A 16,700-nucleotide genomic window follows, 5' to 3' on the forward strand; every position below is an offset into this window, starting at 1 on the left:
CTCTGTACGCCCCGCTCTGTACACCCCGATCTGTACGCCCCGGGCGGAGCACTAAACTGTCCGGGTGACGCAGAACCTGGACCGACTCAACGCCCTCCCGCTCCGCGACGACCTGCGCGGCAAGACGCCGTACGGCGCCCCGCAGCTCGACGTCGCCGTGGCGCTCAACACCAACGAGAACACCCATCCGGTCCCGGCGGACGTGCACGCGGCGATCGTCCGGGAGGTCACCGAGGCGGCCTGGACCCTCAACCGGTACCCGGACCGCGAGTTCACCGCCCTGCGCGAGGAGCTCGCCGCGTACCTCGGCCACGGGCTCGGGCCCGGGAACCTGTGGGCGGCCAACGGGTCCAACGAGATCCTGCAGCAGATCCTGCAGGCCTTCGGCGGCCCGGGCCGCACCCTGCTCAGCTTCGTCCCCACCTACTCGATGTACCCGCTGCTGGCCTCCGGCACGCACACCGGCTTCGTCGCCGGGGAGCGGGCGGCGGACTTCGGCCTGTCCGCGGAGTCCGCGGCCGAGCAGGTGCGCCGGCACCGCCCCGACGTGGTCTTCCTCTGCTCGCCCAACAACCCGACCGGCACCGCGCTGGGCTCGGACGTGGTCACCGCCGTGTACGAGGCGGGGGAGGAGTTCCGCACCGTCGTGGTGATCGACGAGGCGTACGCGGAGTTCTCCCACGGCGGCACCCCCACCGCGCTCACGCTGCTCGAGGGCCGGCCCCGGCTGATCGTCTCCCGCACCATGAGCAAGGCGTTCGCGCTCGCCGGCGCCCGCCTCGGCTACTTCGCGGCGGCGCCGGAGGTCGCCGACGCCGTGCGCCTGGTCCGGCTGCCGTACCACCTCTCCGCCGTCACCCAGGCCACGGCCCTGGCGGCCCTGCGCCACTCGGAGTCGCTGCTGGCCAACGTGGAGGACATCAAGGTCCAGCGCGACCGGATCGTCGACGAGCTCAAGCGGATCGGGCTGGAGCCGGCCGAGTCGGACTCCAACTTCGTGTTCTTCGGCGGCATGGAGGACTCCCGGGCCGTGTGGGGGGAGCTGCTCGAGGACGGGGTGCTCGTGCGGGACGTCGGGATCCCCGGCCACCTGCGCGTCACCGCCGGCACCGAGGAGGAGACCACCGCGTTCCTGACCAGCATGGAGCGGATCGTCTCCGGCGGCTGAGGGGCCCCGGGGCCGGGTCCTCCCGACCCGGATAGCATGGAGGCAGACCACCACCACCGGGCCCGGGGCGCCGCCGTGCGTCCCGGCCCGGACCACCCGCGGCCCACCGACGGCCGTGCCGCGCCCGCGAGGAGTTCCCACCGAATGAGCGACCAGACCACCACCGGCACCCGTGCGCCCCGCCGCGCCGCCCTGGAGCGGCGCACGAGCGAGTCCACGGTGTCCGTCGAGATCGACCTCGACGGCACCGGCGAGAACGACATCGACACCTCGGTGCCCTTCTACGACCACATGCTCACCGCGCTGTCGAAGCACTCCCTGATCGACATGCGGATCCGGGCGACCGGGGACACCCACATCGACGTCCACCACACCGTCGAGGACACCGCGATCGTCCTCGGGGACGCCCTGCGCCAGGCGCTGGGCGAGAAGGCCGGGATCCGCCGGTTCGGCGAGGCCACCGTCCCGCTGGACGAGGCCCTGGCCAACGCCGTGGTCGACATCTCCGGCCGGCCCTACGCGGTGCACACCGGCGAGCCGGAGGGCCAGCAGTACCACCTCATCGGCGGGCACTTCACCGGCTCCATGGTCCAGCACGTCTTCGAGTCCCTGGCCCACCACGCCGGGATCTGCCTGCACGTCACGCTGCTGGCCGGCCGGGACCCGCACCACATCGCCGAGGCCCAGTTCAAGGCCCTGGCCCGCGCGCTGCGCCAGGCCGTGGAGCCCGATCCCCGGGTCCGCGGCATCCCGTCCACGAAGGGGGCCCTGTGAGCACCGACGGCACTACCGCGACCGACGGCGCCGGCCGGCCCACCGTCACGGTCCTCGACTACGGCGCCGGCAACGTGCGCTCGGCCGTGCGCGCCCTCGAGGCCGCCGGCGCGGACGTGGTGCTCAGCGCCGACCCCGAGGCGGTGCTCGACGCCGACGGCCTCGTGGTCCCCGGCGTCGGCGCGTTCGCCGCCGTCATGGACGGTCTGCGCTCCGTGGACGCGCTGCGCCTGATCGGCCGCCGCCTCGCCGGCGGACGGCCCGTGCTGGGCATCTGCGTGGGCCTGCAGGTCCTCTTCGACTCCGGGGTGGAGCACGGCCAGGAGACCGAGGGCATGGGCGAGTGGCCCGGCGTCGTCGAACGGCTGAAGGCCGACGTCGTCCCGCACATGGGCTGGAACACGGTCGACCCGCCCGAGGGCAGCGTCCTGTTCCGGGGCATCGAGGACCAGCGCTTCTACTTCGTGCACTCCTACGGGGTGCAGGAGTGGGACTTCCCGCAGAGCATCCAGAAGATGCGGCCGCCGCAGGTCACCTGGTCCGACCACGGCGGGCGCTTCATCGCCGCTGTGGAGAACGGGGCCCTGTGCGCCACGCAGTTCCACCCCGAGAAGTCCTCCGAGGCGGGCATCCAGCTGCTGCGCAACTGGCTCGGCACCCTGCCGCGCACGGGACGCCTCGACCACCTCAAGGCCGGCGACCCCCTCGGCGGGGACACCCTGGCCGGCCGGCCGACCCTGGAGAGCCAGGACGGCGCCGCGTGAGCGCGGCCGTCGTCGTCATGGTGCTCGGGGCGTTCGTCGCCGGCGGCGCCATCTCGTTCCACCAGCAGCGCAAGCCGCTGTGGACGGTCGTCCTCCTGGCCGCCGTCGCGGCGGCCCTCGTCGGCTACGGCTGGTACGCCTGGTTCCAGGGCCGCTGAGCCCCGGGCCCACCCCGAACGCCCGCACACCCGCACCCGAGCACCGAGAGAAGAGAACCCATGTCCCTGAGCGAGACCCCCCGCCTCCAGCTGCTGCCCGCCGTCGACGTCGCGGACGGCCAGGCCGTGCGCCTGGTCCAGGGCGAGGCCGGCTCCGAGACCGGCTACGGCGACCCGCTCGAGGCCGCCCTCGCGTGGCAGGAGGCCGGCGCCGAGTGGATCCATCTCGTGGACCTCGACGCCGCCTTCGGCCGCGGCGACAACATCGACGTCCTCCGCCGCGTGGCCGCCGAGCTGGAGCTGAAGGTCGAGATGTCCGGCGGCATCCGCGACGACGCCTCGCTGGAGCGGGCGCTGTCCCTGGACCCCGCGCGGATCAACCTGGGCACCGCGGCCCTCGAGAACCCCGAGTGGACGCAGAAGGTCATCGCCGAGCACGGCGACGTCATTGCGGTGGGCCTCGACGTGCGGGGCACCGTGCTCGCCGCCCGCGGCTGGACCGAGGAGGGCGGGGACCTCTGGGAGGTCCTGGACCGCCTCGAGGAGCACGGCTGCGCCCGCTACGTGGTCACCGACGTCACCAAGGACGGCACCCTCAAGGGCCCCAACCTGGAGCTGCTGCAGGAGGTCGCGACCCGCACCGACAAGCCCGTGGTCGCCTCCGGGGGGATCTCCTCCCTCGAGGACCTCGCCGCCCTGCGCACCCTGGTGCCCTCCGGCGTCGAGGGCGCGATCGTGGGCAAGGCCCTCTACGCGGGCCGCTTCACCCTCGAGGAGGCCCTCGACGTGGCGGGCCGGCCGGGAGCGCGGTGACCGAGCGGCCCCTGCCGGCGCACATCGCCGCCCAGCTCGCGGGCGCGGGCGGCACGGAGGACACCGGCGGCCAGGCCTGGGCCGGGCGCGACCTGGGGGAGGGCACCAGCCACACCCACCGCTTCCCCGACGACGACGGCGCCGCCGCCCCGGCCGTGCTGCAGGCCCTCGAGGACCTGCGCGCGGGGAGGGGGGACGAGTCCGCGGTGGTCGCCGCGCTGGCCGGGACCCGGGTGTTCGTGCCCGTCGTGGCCGAGGTCTCGGCCTCGACCGTGACCGAGGCCGGTCTGGTGGCCGACAAGGAGGCCGACATGGCCCTCGTGTCCCTGCGGGCGGCGGACGGCCGGCAGGTGCTGCCGGTCTTCACGTCCACCGCGGCGCTCGCGCACTGGCACGACCGGGCGCGGCCGGTGGCCACGGACGTCCGCCGGGCGGCCGTGGCCGCGGTCAAGGACGGCACCCAGCTGCTCGTGCTCGACCCGGGCACGGAGCTCCCGTTCGTCGTGCGCCGCCCGGCCCTCTGGGCGCTGGCCCAGGGCAGGACCTGGACGCCCTCCTATCGCAGCCCGGCGGTCGAGGCGGCCGTGCGGCGCTGCGCCGAGGACCTGCCCGGGGTGCTCGGCGTGGGGACGACCCCCGGCGACGGGGTGGCCGTGCGCGCCGCGGACGGGGCGGTCGTCCGGGGCGGTGGGGCGGGCCCCGAGCTGGCCGTGGTGCTGTCCCTGCGCGCCGGGCTCGACCGGGCGCAGCTGGACGACGTCGTCGCCCGCTTCCAGGCCCGGCTGAGCGTCGAGCCGGCCCTCGCGGAGGACGTGGACTCGATGCAGCTGCGTCTCACGACGGCGGGCTGACCCGGGGAACCCGGATCAGCCCGCGGCACGCGTGGTGACGGTCCTCAGTTGACGGGACCCGTGAACCGCTCGCCGGGCCCCTGGCCGGGGGCGTCCGGGTAGCGCGAGGCCTCCCGGAACGCGAGCTGCAGGGTGCGCAGGCCGTCGCGCAGCGGAGCGGCGTGCTGCGAGCCGATCTCCGGGGCGGCGGCGGTGACGAAGCCGGCCAGCGCGGTGATGAGCTTGCGCGCCTCGTCGAGGTCCTTGAGCTCCTCCGCGTCCTCGCCGGCGGCGAGACCGCACTTCACGGCGGCGGCGCTCATGAGGTGCACGGCCGCGGTCGTGATGACCTCGATGGCGGGGACCTCCGCGATGTCGCGCATCTGCTCGTCGACAGCGCTGACCGTCTCCTGCGGGATCTCCTGGCCGGACCGTGCGGCGTCGTCGTCGAAGCGGAAGGTGTTCTCGGAAGTCATGTCCCAACTCTGCCACACCGCTGTCCGCCGCCCGGACCGTCCCGGCCCCGCCGGCACTATCCTGCTGGGGAGGCCGGGGGACGGCAGGGAGGAGGCAGGGACGCCGTGTGGATCGGGTGGATCGAGTTCGACGTGCTCCTGGGGGACGTGCACTCCCTGAAGGGCAAGCGCTCCGTGGTGCGGCCCCTCGTCGCGGAGCTGCGCCGCAGGTTCCCCGTGACCGCGGCCGAGGTCGGCCACCTGGAGCTCCACCGCCGGGCCCTGGTGGGCGCCGCCGTGGTCGCGGCCGACGCCGCCCGCCTCGTCGAGGTCCTCGACGACGTCGAGCGCTTCGTCGCCGCCCGCCCGGAGACGGAGCTGCTCTCGGCCCGCCGGGCCCTGCACAGCACCGAGGACGAGTGACAGCGCGCACGCCCGCCGTTTCCCGAACCGGCGGCCCATGGGCTAGACTGGTCGGCAGTGTGCAAGTGGAGGAGACTCCCACCCGCGCCGGCCACGGTCCCCGATCCGCTCGGACGACCTGATCACGGCCGCCGGGTCCGCGACGACATCGTCCGCACGACGGCACGGCCGGGAGTTCCCGCGTCCGCTCCGTCACGCAGCGCGCCACTCCCGGGTGGCGCACCGATGAGCCTCCGCTTGCCGACCGCAGCGGGGGCTTTTTGTCGTTGCGGACCGGACCGAACCATGAGGTCCCCGGAAACCTCCGGGCGACCACGCAGAACATCAGGAGCACGGCATTAGCGATCCACGTATCAATGACAGAATCCGAGTCCCCGAAGTCCGTCTCGTCGGACCCGCAGGCGAGCAGGTCGGCATCGTCCGCGTCGAGGACGCACTGAGGCTGGCCCGCGAATCGGATCTCGATCTGGTCGAGGTGGCGCCCAACGCCAAGCCGCCGGTGGCCAAGCTCATGGACTTCGGCAAGTACAAGTACGAGGCCGCGGTCAAGGCCCGGGAGTCGCGCAAGAACCAGACGAACACGGTCCTCAAGGAGGTCCGGTTCCGGCTCAAGATCGACACCCACGACTACGAGACCAAGGTCGGCCACGCCAAGCGGTTCCTCGGGGCCGGCGACAAGGTCAAGGCCATGATCCAGTTCCGCGGCCGCGAGCAGCAGCGCCCCGAGATGGGCGTCCGCCTGCTCGAGCGCTTCGCGAACGACGTCGCGGAGGTCGGCGCGGTCGAGTCGAGCCCCCGGGTCGACGGCCGCAACATGGTGATGGTCGTGGGCCCGCTGAAGAACAAGGCCGAGGCCAAGGCCGAGGCGCGCCGCCAGAAGCAGCGCGACGAGGCGAAGGCCGAGAACGAGCGCAAGGCGAAGGACAAGATCGACACGTCCTCCGCGGCGCCCGTGACACAGTCGATCGGGGACGCGTTCCCGGCCGAGCTGCGCGAACGGGCCGGGCAGGCCGAGGAGCCGGTGCAGCAGCCGGCCCCGGAGCCCGAGGTCCAGGAGCCGGCACCGGCCCCCGAGGTCCCGGAGACGGCGCAGGCCGCCGCCCCCGAGCCCGAGGTCGCCGAGCCGGAGGCGCCCGAGGCCGTCGAGGCCCCGGAGCCCGAGGTCGCGGAGGCGCCCGAGGTCGTCGAGGCCCCGGCGCCGAAGGCCGCCCCGAAGCCGCCGGCCCCGAAGGCCCCGGCGCCCACGGCCCCGGCCGCGGCGCCGAAGGCTCCCCGGCCCGGTCCCAAGCCGGGCGCCAAGCCCGGGCCCCAGGCCTGAGCGGCGCACGACCTTCCGCGCGAGCGGAGCAGAACTGACAGCGCCCCGCGGCGCGCAGCCGGTCCCGGTTGCGCCCAGGGGCACCGTGGAGGTGCGGCGGACGTCGCCGTGCCCTCCGGTGGCCACCACCGGAAGAAACGCAAGGAGAGCGGCCACATGCCGAAGATGAAGACCCACAGCGGGGCGAAGAAGCGCTTCAAGCTCACCGGTACCGGCAAGGTGAAGCGCCAGCAGGCCAACCGCCGCCACTACCTGGAGCACAAGTCCTCGCGGCTGACCCGCCGCCTGGCCTCCGACCAGATCGTGGCCCCCGGCGACGCCAAGGTCATCAAGAAGATGCTGGGCAAGTAGTCCCCACCGCATCCCCCGGGGAGTCCGACTCCCCGCCCCGCACAGATTTGACCTCCCGGCCGCGCGGCCGGGACCGAAGTGAAGGAGTACACACGTGGCACGTGTGAAGCGGGCGGTCAACGCCCACAAGAAGCGCCGGGAAATCCTCGAGCAGGCCTCCGGCTACCGCGGCCAGCGCTCGCGCCTGTACCGCAAGGCGAAGGAGCAGGTCACCCACTCGTTCGTCTACAGCTACAACGACCGCCGGAAGCGCAAGGGCGACTTCCGCCGGCTGTGGATCCAGCGCATCAACGCCGCGGCCCGCGCCAACGGCCTGACCTACAACCGCTTCATCCAGGGCCTCAAGGCCGCCGAGGTGGAGGTCGACCGCCGGATGCTCGCCGAGCTGGCCGTGAACGACCAGCAGGCGTTCGCCGGTCTGGTCGAGATCGCGAAGAACGCCCTGCCGGAGGACACCTCCGCGCCGCGCGAAGCCGCCGCCTGAGCACAGTCGGAGCAGTGAACCTCACGGAGCGCCTGGCCGCCCAGCCGATGTCCAACCCCCGAGCCGATCGGGTCAGGGACGTCGCGGGACTGGCCGGGCGCTCCGCGCGTTCCAAGCGCGGGCTGTTCCTCGCCGAGGGCCCGCAGAACGCCCGCGAGGCCCTCGCCCGGCATCCGGAGTCCCCGTGCGTGGACGCCGTCTACGTCACCGAGGACGCCCTGGGCCGCCACCCGGACATCGCCGCGCTCCTCGAGCGCGTGGCCGAGGACCGCTCCGTGTTCGTGCGCCTCGTGACGCGGGAGGTCCTCGCCGCGATGAGCGACGCGGTGACCCCGCAGGGCGTCGTCGTCGTGTGCCGCCCCCTCGACGCGGACCTCGGGGCCGTGCTCGCCGCCCGGCCGCGGCTCGTGGCCGTGCTGGCCCGGGTCCAGGACCCCGGCAACGCCGGCACCGTGCTGCGCGCGGCGGACGCCGCCGGCGCGGACGCGGTGGTGCTCACCGCCGGCAGCGTGGACGTCTACAACCCCAAGACCGTGCGCTCGACCGCCGGCTCCCTCTTCCACCTGCCCGTCGTCGTGGGCGCCGACCTGCCCGCGCTGCTCGGGGCCGCCCGCGCCGCCGGGTGCGGCGTGCTGGCCGCCGACGGCCACGGGGACGTCGACCTCGACCGCCTCCAGGACGCCTCCGCCGCCCGGGCCGCCGGCGCGGACGGGGTCGACACCCCCTACGACCTGGCGCGCCCCACCGTGTGGCTCTTCGGCAACGAGGCCCGGGGACTGTCGGAGGAGGAGAAGGCGCTGGCCGACCACCGCGTCGCCGTGCCGGTGCACGGCCGGGCGGAGTCCCTCAACGTCGGCACCGCCGCCACCGTGTGCCTCTACGCCTCGGCCCGGGCCCAGCGGCGCCCCGGCGCCGGGGACGGGCACTGAGCCCGTGACCGCTCCGCTGCCCGCCGCGTACCGCACCCAGGTGGTCGGCGCCGCCCTCCTCGACGACGCCCGCCGCCCCACGGCCTTCCTCGCCGCGCAGCGGGCCTACCCCGAGGCCCTGCGGGGCCTGTGGGAGTTCCCCGGCGGCAAACAGGAGCCGGACGAGAGCTGCGAGCAGGCCCTGGTGCGGGAGTGCGCCGAGGAGCTCGGCGTGGACGTCCGGCTGCTCGCGGAGGTGCGCGGACCGCACGCCCAGGGCTGGCCGCTCAAGGACACCGCGGCGATGCGGGTCTGGACGGCCGTGGCCGCCGGCGGCGACCCCCGGCCCGTGCTGGGGGAGGACCACCTGGCCGTGCGGTGGCTCCCGCTCGCCGACCCCGCCGCCGCGCTCGAGCTCCCCTGGATCCCGGCCGACCTGCCGATCGTGCACGCCCTGCTGGACCACCTGCGGGGCTGACCCGGTCCGTGCCGGCCGGAGCGGGTCAGGTGGCGGCGCGCCGGTCAGCCGTGGTGGCGGGGGGCCGGGGCGTAGCCGCCGTCGGCGAGACCGGCCCCGATCTCGAAGGGGTTGCGGTGCGCCGGGTGCCCGCAGCGCAGCACCGACCACCCCGCGGCCAGGAGGTAGGCCGGCAGGAAGGGCAGGCCCAGCCACTGCGCCCACTGGGTCGCGTGGCGGGACTCATGGGCCACGAGCCGGGGGCGGGCCGCGACGTCGTCGATCCCGGCGCGGAACAGGACCACGTTGCCCACGGTGAACGCCCCGGCCCGGGGCAGCCGGGGCCGGTAGCCGAAGCCCAGGAGCAGCCCCTCCGGGCCGCGGACCAGCTTCGTCCGGGAGGCCGCGGCGACCAGCAGCCCCAGCGGGGTGGACAGGTTCGCCATGTTCCACACCTGCCGCAGGCGCGCCGCCCGGCTCGGTTCGGGTGTCATGGCACCAGCCTAGATCCGCTCGGCGCACCCCGTCCGGGCCGACGATCGCCACGCCTGCGATCACCCGGGCACGGAAGCAGCGGGGCAGCGCCGGCACTCCTCCGCGCCGGACCGCGCCGCGCTCCGGTACCACCGGGTCGTCGACGTGCCGGAGAAGCGGTGGGCGGACCCTGCGGCCCGTGCCATAGACTGGAACACGCCCGCGATCCGTGCCGATCCGGGCTTTCCCGTGCTCCATGTCCCACGGACCGTGGGACGGCGTGCGCGGACGACCCCGTCCCCGAGCCGAAGAAGTCGCCAGCTGATGTCTGAACTGCCACCCGAGACCGCCCCGAGCGGCGCGGTCGACCCGACCGACGAGGCCGCGGTCGCCGCGGCCGTGGAGGCGGCCCTGGCCGCCGTCGGAAACGCCCAGGACCTCGACGAGCTCAAGGAGGTCCGGCTCGCCCACGCGGGGGACCGCTCCCCGCTGGCGCTGGCCAACCGGCAGATCGGCTCCCTGGACAAGTCGCAGAAGTCCGCGGCCGGCAAGCTGGTCGGCCAGGCCCGCGGCCGCGTCAACCAGGCGGTCGCCGCCCGCACCACGGTGCTGGAGGAGGAGCGGGACGCCCGGATCCTCGTCGAGGAGGCCGTGGACGTCACCGCCGCCGGCCGGCGCCGGCGCCTGGGCGGGCGGCACCCGCTGACCAACCTCATGGAGCGCGTCGGCGAGACGTTCGTGGCCATGGGCTGGGAGGTCGCCGACGGCCCCGAGGTCGAGTCCGAGTGGTACAACTTCGACTCCCTCAACTTCAAGCCCGACCACCCCGCCCGGGAGCTGCAGGACACCTTCTTCGTGGACCCGCCCGAGGCGCACCTCGTGCTGCGCACGCACACCTCGCCGGTGCAGATGCGCACGCTGCTCAGCCGCGAGCTGCCGGTCTACGTCGTCGTCCCGGGGCGCACCTACCGCACCGACGAGCTCGACGCCACGCACACCCCGGTCTTCCACCAGGTCGAGGGTCTGGCCGTGGACAAGGGGCTGTCGATGGCCGACCTCAAGGGCACGCTCGAGCACTTCGCCCGGCAGATGTTCGGCCCGGAGGCGAAGATCCGGCTGCGGCCCAACTACTTCCCCTTCACCGAGCCGTCCGCCGAGCTGGACGTGTGGCACCCGAACGCCAAGGGCGGGCCGCAGTGGATCGAGTGGGGCGGCTGCGGCATGGTCCACCCGAACGTGCTGCGCGCGGCCGGCATCGACCCCGAGGTGTACTCGGGCTTCGCGTTCGGCATGGGCATCGAGCGGACCCTGATGTTCCGCAACAACGTCCCCGACATGCGCGACATGGTCGAGGGCGACGTCCGCTTCAGCGAGCACTTCGGGATGGAGATCTAAGACATGCGAGTTCCTTTGTCATGGCTGCGCGAGCACGCCCCCGTCCCGGCGGACGCGACCGCCGAGGACGTCCTGGCCGCCCTGGTGACGGTGGGCCTCGAGGAGGAGGACGTGCACCGTCCCGCGGACCACCTGAAGGGCCCGGTCGTGGTCGGCCAGGTGCTGTCCAAGGAGCCGGAGACCCACTCCAACGGCAAGACCGTCAACTGGTGCACCGTCCGCGTGGTCCCCGAGGGCCAGGAGCAGACCCTGACCGGCGAGGGCATCGACCCCTCCGGCGTGCAGGGCGTGATCTGCGGGGCCCACAACTTCGAGGTCGGGGACAAGGTCGTCGTGACCCTGCCCGGCGCCGTCCTGCCCGGGGACTTCAGGATCTCGGCGCGCAGGACCTACGGCCACACCTCCGCCGGGATGATCGCCTCCGTCCGGGAGCTCGGCATCGGCGAGGACCACGACGGCATCCTGGTGCTCTCGACCCTCGGCCTGGACCCGGAGCTCGGCACGGACGCCCTCGAGCTGCTCGGCCTCCACGACGAGGCCGCCGAGATCAACGTGACCCCGGACCGCGGCTACGCGTTCTCGATCCGCGGCGTGGCCCGCGAGTACTGCCACGCCGTGCACGAGCCCTTCACCGACCCGGCCGGGACCGTGGCGCCCCGGGTGCCCGCCCCCACCGCGGACGGCTTCCCCGTGGCCGTCGAGGACGACGCCCCGATCCACGGCAACCCCGGGTGCACCCGCTTCGTCGCCCGCACGGTGACCGGCATCGACGCGAGCGCCCCCACACCCCCGTGGATGTCGGCGCGGCTGCGCCTGGCGGGGATCCGCTCGATCTCCCTGCCGGTGGACGTCTCCAACTACGTGATGCTCGAGCTCGGCCAGCCGCTGCACTTCTACGACCTCGGGACGCTGACCGGCGGCATCGGGGTCCGCCGGGCGGCGCCGGGCGAGACCCTGACCACCCTGGACGGCAAGCGGCGCACCCTGGACCCCGAGGACCTGCTCATCACCGACGGGTCCGGGCCCATCGGCCTGGCCGGGGTCATGGGCGGGGCGGCCACCGAGGTCTCGGACGCCACCGTCGACGTCCTCGTGGAGGCGGCCCGCTTCGACGAGGTCTCGATCGCCCGCACCACCCGCCGGCACCGGCTGCCCTCCGAGGCGTCCAAGCGCTTCGAGCGCGGCGTGGACCCGCAGATCGCCCCGGTGGCCGCCCAGCGCGCCGTGGAGCTGCTCATGGAGCTGGCCGGCGGCACGGCCGGGCCCGGGGTCACCGACGTGGACGCCACCACCGCCCCCGCGCCCATCGAGCTGCCCTGGGACCACCCGAGCCGCCGCACGGGCGTGGAGTACACGGCGGAGCAGGTCGTCGCGACCCTCACCGAGCTCGGCGCGCAGGTCGAGGCCACCGACGACGGCTGGCGCGTCGTGCCCCCGTCGTGGCGGCCCGACCTGGTCGAGAAGGAGGACCTGGTCGAGGAGATCGCCCGCCTCGTGGGCTACGACGCGATCCCCTCGCGGCTGCCCGTGGCGCCCCCCGGGCGCGGCCTGACCGCCGAGCAGCAGGCCCGCAAGCGGGTGGCCGACGCGCTCGCGGCCGCCGGGCTGACCGAGGTGCTCGCCTACCCGTTCGTCGCGCAGGCGGACAACGAGCTGTGGGGTGCCCCCGAGCCCGGGGTGCCCGTGCCGTCGGTGAAGCTGGCCAACCCGATCAGCGAGGCCCAGGGGATGCTGCGCGTGTCCCTGCTCCCGGGCCTGCTCGAGGTGCTGCGGCGCAACACCTCCCGCGGCTTCCGCGACCTGGCGCTCTACGAGGTCGGGCGTGTCTTCCGCCCCGGCGAGCAGCTCGGCAGCGCGAGCATCCCGCCGCTGGGGGCGCGCCCGGACCCGGCGGTGCTCGAGGAGCTCGAGGCCGGTCTGCCCGCCCAGCCGCGCCACCTCGCCGCGGTCCTCGCCGGCAAGGACGCGGCCGAGGGGCCGTGGACCGCGCCGCGCGCGTTCGACTGGCAGGACGCCCTCGACACCGCCCGGCTGGCCGCCGAGGTGCTGGGGGTCGAGCTGACCGTCCGCCAGGGCACCCACCAGGCGTTCCACCCGGGCCGCACCGCGGTGCTCGCCACCGCCGACGGCACCCCGCTGGGCTACGCGGGCGAGCTGCACCCGCAGCTCGTCGCCGCGCAGGACCTCCCCGAGCGGACCGTGGCGATGGAGCTGAACCTCAGCTCGCTCACCGCGGCCGAGTCCGGGGTCGTCCAGGCGCGCCCGATCTCCGGCTACCCGGCCGCCACGCAGGACGTCGCGCTCGTGGTGGACGCCTCCGTGCCGGCCGCCGAGCTGCGGGCCGCGCTCGAGGAGGGCGCCGGGGAGCTCCTCGAGGACGTCCGCGTCTTCGACGTCTACCAGGGACCCGGCATCGAGGAGGGCCGGAAGTCGGTCGCCTTCGCGCTGCGCTTCCGGGCCCCGGACCGCACGCTGACCGCGGACGAGGCCTCCGCCGCCCGCGAGGCGGCCGTCGCCGTCGCCGCCGAGCGCCACGGCGCCGTGCTCCGCGGCTGAGCGGTCCCGCCCGGACGGCCCGCCCCCTCCGGGGAGCGGGCCGTCCGTCGTCCCCGCCCCGCCCGGGCGGTAACACTCGCGAACGCCAGGGAGTGCGCCGTCGACTTCGGTACTGTGGCACCGGGTCCCCGGCCGCGACCCCGGCGTTCGCGACCGCCCCCCCCCCTTCCCCGACCCCGTTCCAGGAGCGCAGCATGACCGAGGAGACCACCGACCGCCAGGAGCCGTTCTTCGCCTTCGACGACGAGCAGGACGTGCAGGACGGGCGCGCCCGCCGGTCGATCGCCTGGAAGCCGACGGCCGTGGGCCTGCTGGGGCTGCTCCTGGGCCTGGTCCTCGCGGTGAGCGCGGCCCTCGCCTGGGACGACTCCCGCAGGCTGGCCGGCTACGCGGACCGGTCGTGGGTGATCTCCGGGCAGTACCAGGACCTCACCAACGATCTGCAGACCAAGACCTGGAACCCCATCTACCGCGGGGTGCTGCCCGCGGACGAGGCGGTCACCGAGCAGCCCTTCGACTCGGGCCTCGCCGACCCGCGCGTCCCGGAGGCGGGGGAGGAGATCGTCTTCCGCGGCACGCAGACGGGCTCCGGCGAGGACGACTTCCACCAGGAGGCCGACGCGCTGCTCGCCGTCGAGGACGGCACCCTCCAGGTGGTCGAGACCGCCGAGGCGGGCGAGTTCGGGGACGGCGTCACCGCGGGCACCATCGCGTGGCAGCGCGTCCAGGCGGCCCTGCTGCTGCTCGCCGGTCTCGCCGCGGCCGGAGGCGGGGTCTGGTTCGCCCGCCGGCTCTACCGCCGGGAGCACTGACCGGCCGGCCGCCCGCGCGGCGCAACGGGCCCCCGCCGGACGCACAGCGTCCGGCGGGGGCCCGTTCCCGTCGGTGCCCGGGGGCCGGCGCGGGTCAGGGCAGGGCGGGCAGCTCCCGGCGGAGCAGCCACGTGTCGAGCAGGCCGTCGACCTCCGCCCACCGGTCCCGGGGCACGAAGCCCCGCAGGTGCTCCCGGAAGCCCGCCGTGCTCACCCACCCGTCCCGGTTGGCGGTGGCCCAGCCGCGCAGCAGCGTGCGGAAGGCGTCCTCGCCCACGGTCTCCCGGATCGCGTGGACGGTGAGGGCGCCCCGGACGTACACCACGTCGTCGAAGAGCCGCACCTGCCCGGGGTCCCCGATGACGAGGTCCTGGCGCATCTTGGACAGGGTCCGGTGCGCCTTCTCCGCGTGCCAGCGGGCCGGTCTGTCGCCGGAGGCCTCCGACCAGATCCACTCCGCGTAGGACGCGAACCCCTCGTTGAGCCAGATGTCCTGCCACGCGGAGAGGACCAGGCTGTTGCCGAACCACTGGTGGGCCAGCTCGTGCGCCACGAGCCGCTGCTCCTCCCAGTCCGTGCCCAGCTGGTTCTTCCCGAACACGGAGCACGCGTAGCACTCGAACGGGTCCTCCAGCGACTCGTCGACGACCACCACCGTGTAGCTCGGGAAGGGGTAGGGGCCGAACCAGTCGTTGAACACCTCGATCATCCGGCCCTGCTCCGCGAAGGTCTTCTCCGCCTTCTTGCGCCGCTTCCTGGAGCACACCAGGTACTGGGGGACGCGCGAGCCCGAGAGCTCGTGCCGTTCGTACGGGCCGATCTGCACGGTGGCCAGGTAGGGCGGCAGCGGCACCCGGGACGTGTACACCCAGTGGCGCTCGCCGTCGCGCTCCACCACGGACTCCAGCTCGCCGTGGACCACCACCTCGTAGTCGGCGTCCGCGTGCACGGCGACCCGGTAGGTGGCCTTGTGGGAGGGGTGGTCCACGCACGGGAACCAGGTGGACGAACCGGTGGGCTGCCCGGCGACGAGCACGCCGTCGTCGAGCTCGGCCCAGCCGATCTCGCCCCAGGGCCCGTCCAGGGACTCGGGGTACCCCTCGTAGGCCACGGTGAGCGTGAACGCCTCCCCTGCGGCGACGACGCGCGGCAGGGTCAGCACGAGGCGGCTCCCGCGGTGGTCGGCGCGGACGCGGCGGCCGCCGAGCAGACCGCCGAGTCCGCCGGTGCCGAACCTGACGTCGGTCACGGCGAGCTCGGTGAGGTCCAGCTCGATCCGGTCCGTGTCGTGCAGCGCGCGGCAGGACAGGATGGCGCGCGCCTCGAGGCCGTTGTCCTCGACGTCGTAGTCGAGGTCCAGGTCGTAGTGCTCCACGGTGGCCGCGCAGCACCCCACGAACGGCGTGTAGGGGTCCCGTGCGCCGTCGGCGCCGAGGAAGCGGTGCATCGGTGCGGCGCTCACGGGACCAGCAGCAGCTTGCCCTGGGCGGCGCGGGACTGGAGCAGCTCGTGGGCCTGCCGTGCCCGGTCGAGCGGGAACGTCTCGGCGACGCGGAGGGTCAGCGACCCGTCGAGCACCGCGTCGAACAGCTCGCCCGCGCGCCAGTTCCGCTCCTTCTCGTCGAGCAGGTAGTCGTTGAGGGTGGGGCGGGTGAGGAACAGGGAGCCGTGCTGGGCGAGCCGCTGCGGGTCGAGCGGGGGCACCTGGCCGGAGGAGCCGCCGAAGAGCACCAGCATCCCGCGCCGGCGCAGCGCCCGGAGCGACTCGTCGAAGGTGTCCTTGCCCACCGAGTCGTAGACGACGTCGGCGCCGCGGCCGCCGGTGACCTCCCGGACATGCTCGGCGAAGCCCTCGTAGCCCACCAGGGCGAAGTCGGCCCCCAGGGAGCGCGCGGTCTCCGCCTTGGCCTGCGTGCCCACCAGGGCGACCACCGTGGCCCCGAGCGACTTCAGCAGCTGCACGGCGAGACCGCCGACCCCGCCCGCGCCCGCGGTGACGACGGCGACGTCGCCCTCCTGGACCGGGTACGTCGAGCGGACCAGGTAGTGCGCGGTGAGACCCTGCAGCGGGACGGCCGCGGCGACCTCGTCGGACACGCCGGAGGGCACGCGCAGGGCCTTGTCGGCGTCCACGAGGAAGGCGTCGGCGTAGGTCCGGGACGCCTGCGAGGTGGTGATCCGGTCGCCCAGGGCGAAGTGGCGCACCTCGGAGCCCACGCCCGTCACCACGCCCATGCCCTCGGAGCCCGGGGTGAAGGGGTGCTCCACGGGGTAGACGCCCTCGCGCTGGTACACCTCGATGAAGTTCACCCCCGCCGCGCGGGTCTCGACGAGCAGCTGGCGCGGACCGGGTTCGAGGTCCGGACGCTCGCCGAGGGTCAGGACCTCGGGGCCTCCGGCTCGCTCGACCATGACGCAACGGACCATGACGGGTACCTCCTGGAGATCGCGGACGGGAACCCTGCCATGGTAGGCACGGAGTCCCGCCGCGCCCTCCCCGCAGGGGTCGCCCAGGGGTAGCGTGTGCACAAGAGGGGGCACGGGAAAGCCCCCGTAATCA

19 protein-coding genes are annotated in these 16,700 nt (G+C 74.4%); 15 read left to right on the forward strand and 4 right to left on the reverse strand.

Annotation, left to right across the window (positions count from 1 at the left end; translation table 11 throughout):
• Nucleotides 1–64 precede the first annotated feature (64 nt).
• The 6 genes from RF640_RS05920 to RF640_RS05945 all read left to right on the forward strand — a co-directional run bounded on the left by RF640_RS05920 (nucleotide 65) and on the right by RF640_RS05945 (nucleotide 4,528).
• The gene (locus tag RF640_RS05920) at nucleotides 65–1,168 is read left to right on the forward strand and encodes a histidinol-phosphate transaminase (RefSeq protein WP_368827083.1); all 1,104 of its coding nucleotides are present in this window, start codon (nucleotides 65–67) and stop codon (nucleotides 1,166–1,168) included.
• A 144-nt stretch (nucleotides 1,169–1,312) separates the two neighbouring features.
• Nucleotides 1,313–1,942, forward strand: a complete 630-nt coding sequence (gene hisB / locus RF640_RS05925) for an imidazoleglycerol-phosphate dehydratase HisB (protein ID WP_017832899.1) — start codon at nucleotides 1,313–1,315, stop codon at nucleotides 1,940–1,942.
• Nucleotides 1,939–2,706, forward strand: a complete 768-nt coding sequence (hisH, locus tag RF640_RS05930; protein WP_109243423.1) for an imidazole glycerol phosphate synthase subunit HisH — start codon at nucleotides 1,939–1,941, stop codon at nucleotides 2,704–2,706. Before hisB ends, hisH begins: the two co-directional genes overlap by 4 nt.
• Nucleotides 2,703–2,864, forward strand: coding sequence for a hypothetical protein (locus tag RF640_RS05935; protein WP_017832897.1), 162 nt, complete (start codon nucleotides 2,703–2,705; stop codon nucleotides 2,862–2,864). The genes hisH and RF640_RS05935 overlap by 4 nt, the downstream gene beginning before the upstream one ends.
• 60 nt (nucleotides 2,865–2,924) lie before the next feature.
• A complete protein-coding gene (priA, locus tag RF640_RS05940) occupies nucleotides 2,925–3,677 on the forward strand; it encodes a bifunctional 1-(5-phosphoribosyl)-5-((5-phosphoribosylamino)methylideneamino)imidazole-4-carboxamide isomerase/phosphoribosylanthranilate isomerase PriA (protein ID WP_017832896.1) in 753 nt (250 codons plus the stop codon).
• Nucleotides 3,674–4,528, forward strand: a complete 855-nt coding sequence (locus RF640_RS05945) for an SseB family protein (protein ID WP_368827087.1) — start codon at nucleotides 3,674–3,676, stop codon at nucleotides 4,526–4,528. Before priA ends, RF640_RS05945 begins: the two co-directional genes overlap by 4 nt.
• Before the next feature lie 44 nt (nucleotides 4,529–4,572).
• Here the strand turns inward: RF640_RS05945 and RF640_RS05950 are convergent, their stop codons facing one another.
• The gene (locus RF640_RS05950) at nucleotides 4,573–4,983 is read right to left on the reverse strand and encodes a DUF1844 domain-containing protein (protein WP_144836326.1); all 411 of its coding nucleotides are present in this window, start codon (nucleotides 4,981–4,983) and stop codon (nucleotides 4,573–4,575) included.
• Nucleotides 4,984–5,088: 105 nt separating this feature from the next.
• On the opposite strand from RF640_RS05950, the gene RF640_RS05955 reads away from it, so the two are divergent.
• The 6 genes from RF640_RS05955 to RF640_RS05980 all read left to right on the forward strand — a co-directional run bounded on the left by RF640_RS05955 (nucleotide 5,089) and on the right by RF640_RS05980 (nucleotide 8,924).
• Nucleotides 5,089–5,385: a DUF503 domain-containing protein gene (locus RF640_RS05955; RefSeq protein WP_251356138.1), complete on the forward strand. Its 297-nt coding sequence runs from the start codon at nucleotides 5,089–5,091 to the stop codon at nucleotides 5,383–5,385.
• A gap of 352 nt (nucleotides 5,386–5,737) precedes the next feature.
• Nucleotides 5,738–6,703 (forward strand): translation initiation factor IF-3, encoded by a 966-nt coding sequence (gene infC / locus RF640_RS05960; protein ID WP_277873033.1) that lies wholly within the window; start codon nucleotides 5,738–5,740, stop codon nucleotides 6,701–6,703.
• A 156-nt stretch (nucleotides 6,704–6,859) separates the two neighbouring features.
• Entirely contained in the window at nucleotides 6,860–7,054 is a 195-nt protein-coding gene (gene rpmI, locus RF640_RS05965) for a 50S ribosomal protein L35 (RefSeq protein ID WP_017832891.1), read from the forward strand.
• Nucleotides 7,055–7,148: 94 nt separating this feature from the next.
• Entirely contained in the window at nucleotides 7,149–7,538 is a 390-nt protein-coding gene (gene rplT, locus RF640_RS05970) for a 50S ribosomal protein L20 (RefSeq protein WP_031282709.1), read from the forward strand.
• Nucleotides 7,539–7,585: 47 nt separating this feature from the next.
• On the forward strand, nucleotides 7,586–8,467 hold the full coding sequence (locus RF640_RS05975) for an RNA methyltransferase (RefSeq protein WP_109222431.1): 882 nt from the start codon (nucleotides 7,586–7,588) through the stop codon (nucleotides 8,465–8,467).
• 4 nt (nucleotides 8,468–8,471) lie between these two features.
• A complete protein-coding gene (locus tag RF640_RS05980) occupies nucleotides 8,472–8,924 on the forward strand; it encodes a (deoxy)nucleoside triphosphate pyrophosphohydrolase (RefSeq protein WP_237740428.1) in 453 nt (150 codons plus the stop codon).
• 44 nt (nucleotides 8,925–8,968) lie between these two features.
• Here RF640_RS05980 and RF640_RS05985 read toward each other — a convergent pair whose 3' ends face one another.
• Entirely contained in the window at nucleotides 8,969–9,397 is a 429-nt protein-coding gene (locus tag RF640_RS05985; protein ID WP_136341722.1) for a DUF4157 domain-containing protein, read from the reverse strand.
• A gap of 304 nt (nucleotides 9,398–9,701) precedes the next feature.
• Here RF640_RS05985 and pheS point away from each other — a divergent pair, with 304 nt between their 5' ends.
• The 3 genes from pheS (at nucleotide 9,702) to RF640_RS06000 (ending at nucleotide 14,140) form a co-directional block, all read left to right on the forward strand.
• Complete coding sequence (gene pheS / locus RF640_RS05990; RefSeq protein WP_035929629.1) at nucleotides 9,702–10,772, forward strand: phenylalanine--tRNA ligase subunit alpha; 1,071 nt, start codon at nucleotides 9,702–9,704, stop codon at nucleotides 10,770–10,772.
• 3 nt (nucleotides 10,773–10,775) lie between these two features.
• Complete coding sequence (gene pheT, locus RF640_RS05995; RefSeq protein ID WP_035929626.1) at nucleotides 10,776–13,328, forward strand: phenylalanine--tRNA ligase subunit beta; 2,553 nt, start codon at nucleotides 10,776–10,778, stop codon at nucleotides 13,326–13,328.
• 194 nt (nucleotides 13,329–13,522) lie between these two features.
• Nucleotides 13,523–14,140 carry a hypothetical protein gene (locus RF640_RS06000; protein WP_095651767.1) on the forward strand — a complete coding sequence of 206 codons (618 nt, stop codon included), beginning with the start codon at nucleotides 13,523–13,525 and terminating at the stop codon, nucleotides 14,138–14,140.
• Nucleotides 14,141–14,234: 94 nt separating this feature from the next.
• Here the strand turns inward: RF640_RS06000 and RF640_RS06005 are convergent, their stop codons facing one another.
• Both RF640_RS06005 and RF640_RS06010 read right to left on the reverse strand, forming a co-directional pair.
• Nucleotides 14,235–15,602: a M1 family metallopeptidase gene (locus tag RF640_RS06005; protein ID WP_126346404.1), complete on the reverse strand. Its 1,368-nt coding sequence runs from the start codon at nucleotides 15,600–15,602 to the stop codon at nucleotides 14,235–14,237.
• Nucleotides 15,599–16,567 carry a quinone oxidoreductase gene (locus RF640_RS06010; RefSeq protein WP_035929620.1) on the reverse strand — a complete coding sequence of 323 codons (969 nt, stop codon included), beginning with the start codon at nucleotides 16,565–16,567 and terminating at the stop codon, nucleotides 15,599–15,601. The genes RF640_RS06005 and RF640_RS06010 overlap by 4 nt, the downstream gene beginning before the upstream one ends.
• Between the last annotated feature and the right edge of the window lie 133 nt (nucleotides 16,568–16,700).

It is taken from the genome of Kocuria sp. CPCC 205231 (assembly GCF_040980965.1).
GTDB classification, from domain to species: domain Bacteria; phylum Actinomycetota; class Actinomycetes; order Actinomycetales; family Micrococcaceae; genus Kocuria; species Kocuria rosea.

Coding starts and splice junctions, on each gene's coding strand:
- priA (WP_017832896.1), top strand. CDS start 2,925: ATGTCCCTGAGCGAGACCCCCCGCCTCCAGCTGCTGCCCGCCGTCGAC.
- RF640_RS06010 (WP_035929620.1), bottom strand. CDS start 16,567: ATGGTCCGTTGCGTCATGGTCGAGCGAGCCGGAGGCCCCGAGGTCCTG.
- hisB (WP_017832899.1), top strand. CDS start 1,313: ATGAGCGACCAGACCACCACCGGCACCCGTGCGCCCCGCCGCGCCGCC.
- RF640_RS05975 (WP_109222431.1), top strand. CDS start 7,586: ATGTCCAACCCCCGAGCCGATCGGGTCAGGGACGTCGCGGGACTGGCC.
- pheT (WP_035929626.1), top strand. CDS start 10,776: ATGCGAGTTCCTTTGTCATGGCTGCGCGAGCACGCCCCCGTCCCGGCG.
- RF640_RS06000 (WP_095651767.1), top strand. CDS start 13,523: ATGACCGAGGAGACCACCGACCGCCAGGAGCCGTTCTTCGCCTTCGAC.
- rpmI (WP_017832891.1), top strand. CDS start 6,860: ATGCCGAAGATGAAGACCCACAGCGGGGCGAAGAAGCGCTTCAAGCTC.
- RF640_RS05985 (WP_136341722.1), bottom strand. CDS start 9,397: ATGACACCCGAACCGAGCCGGGCGGCGCGCCTGCGGCAGGTGTGGAAC.
- pheS (WP_035929629.1), top strand. CDS start 9,702: ATGTCTGAACTGCCACCCGAGACCGCCCCGAGCGGCGCGGTCGACCCG.
- RF640_RS05950 (WP_144836326.1), bottom strand. CDS start 4,983: ATGACTTCCGAGAACACCTTCCGCTTCGACGACGACGCCGCACGGTCC.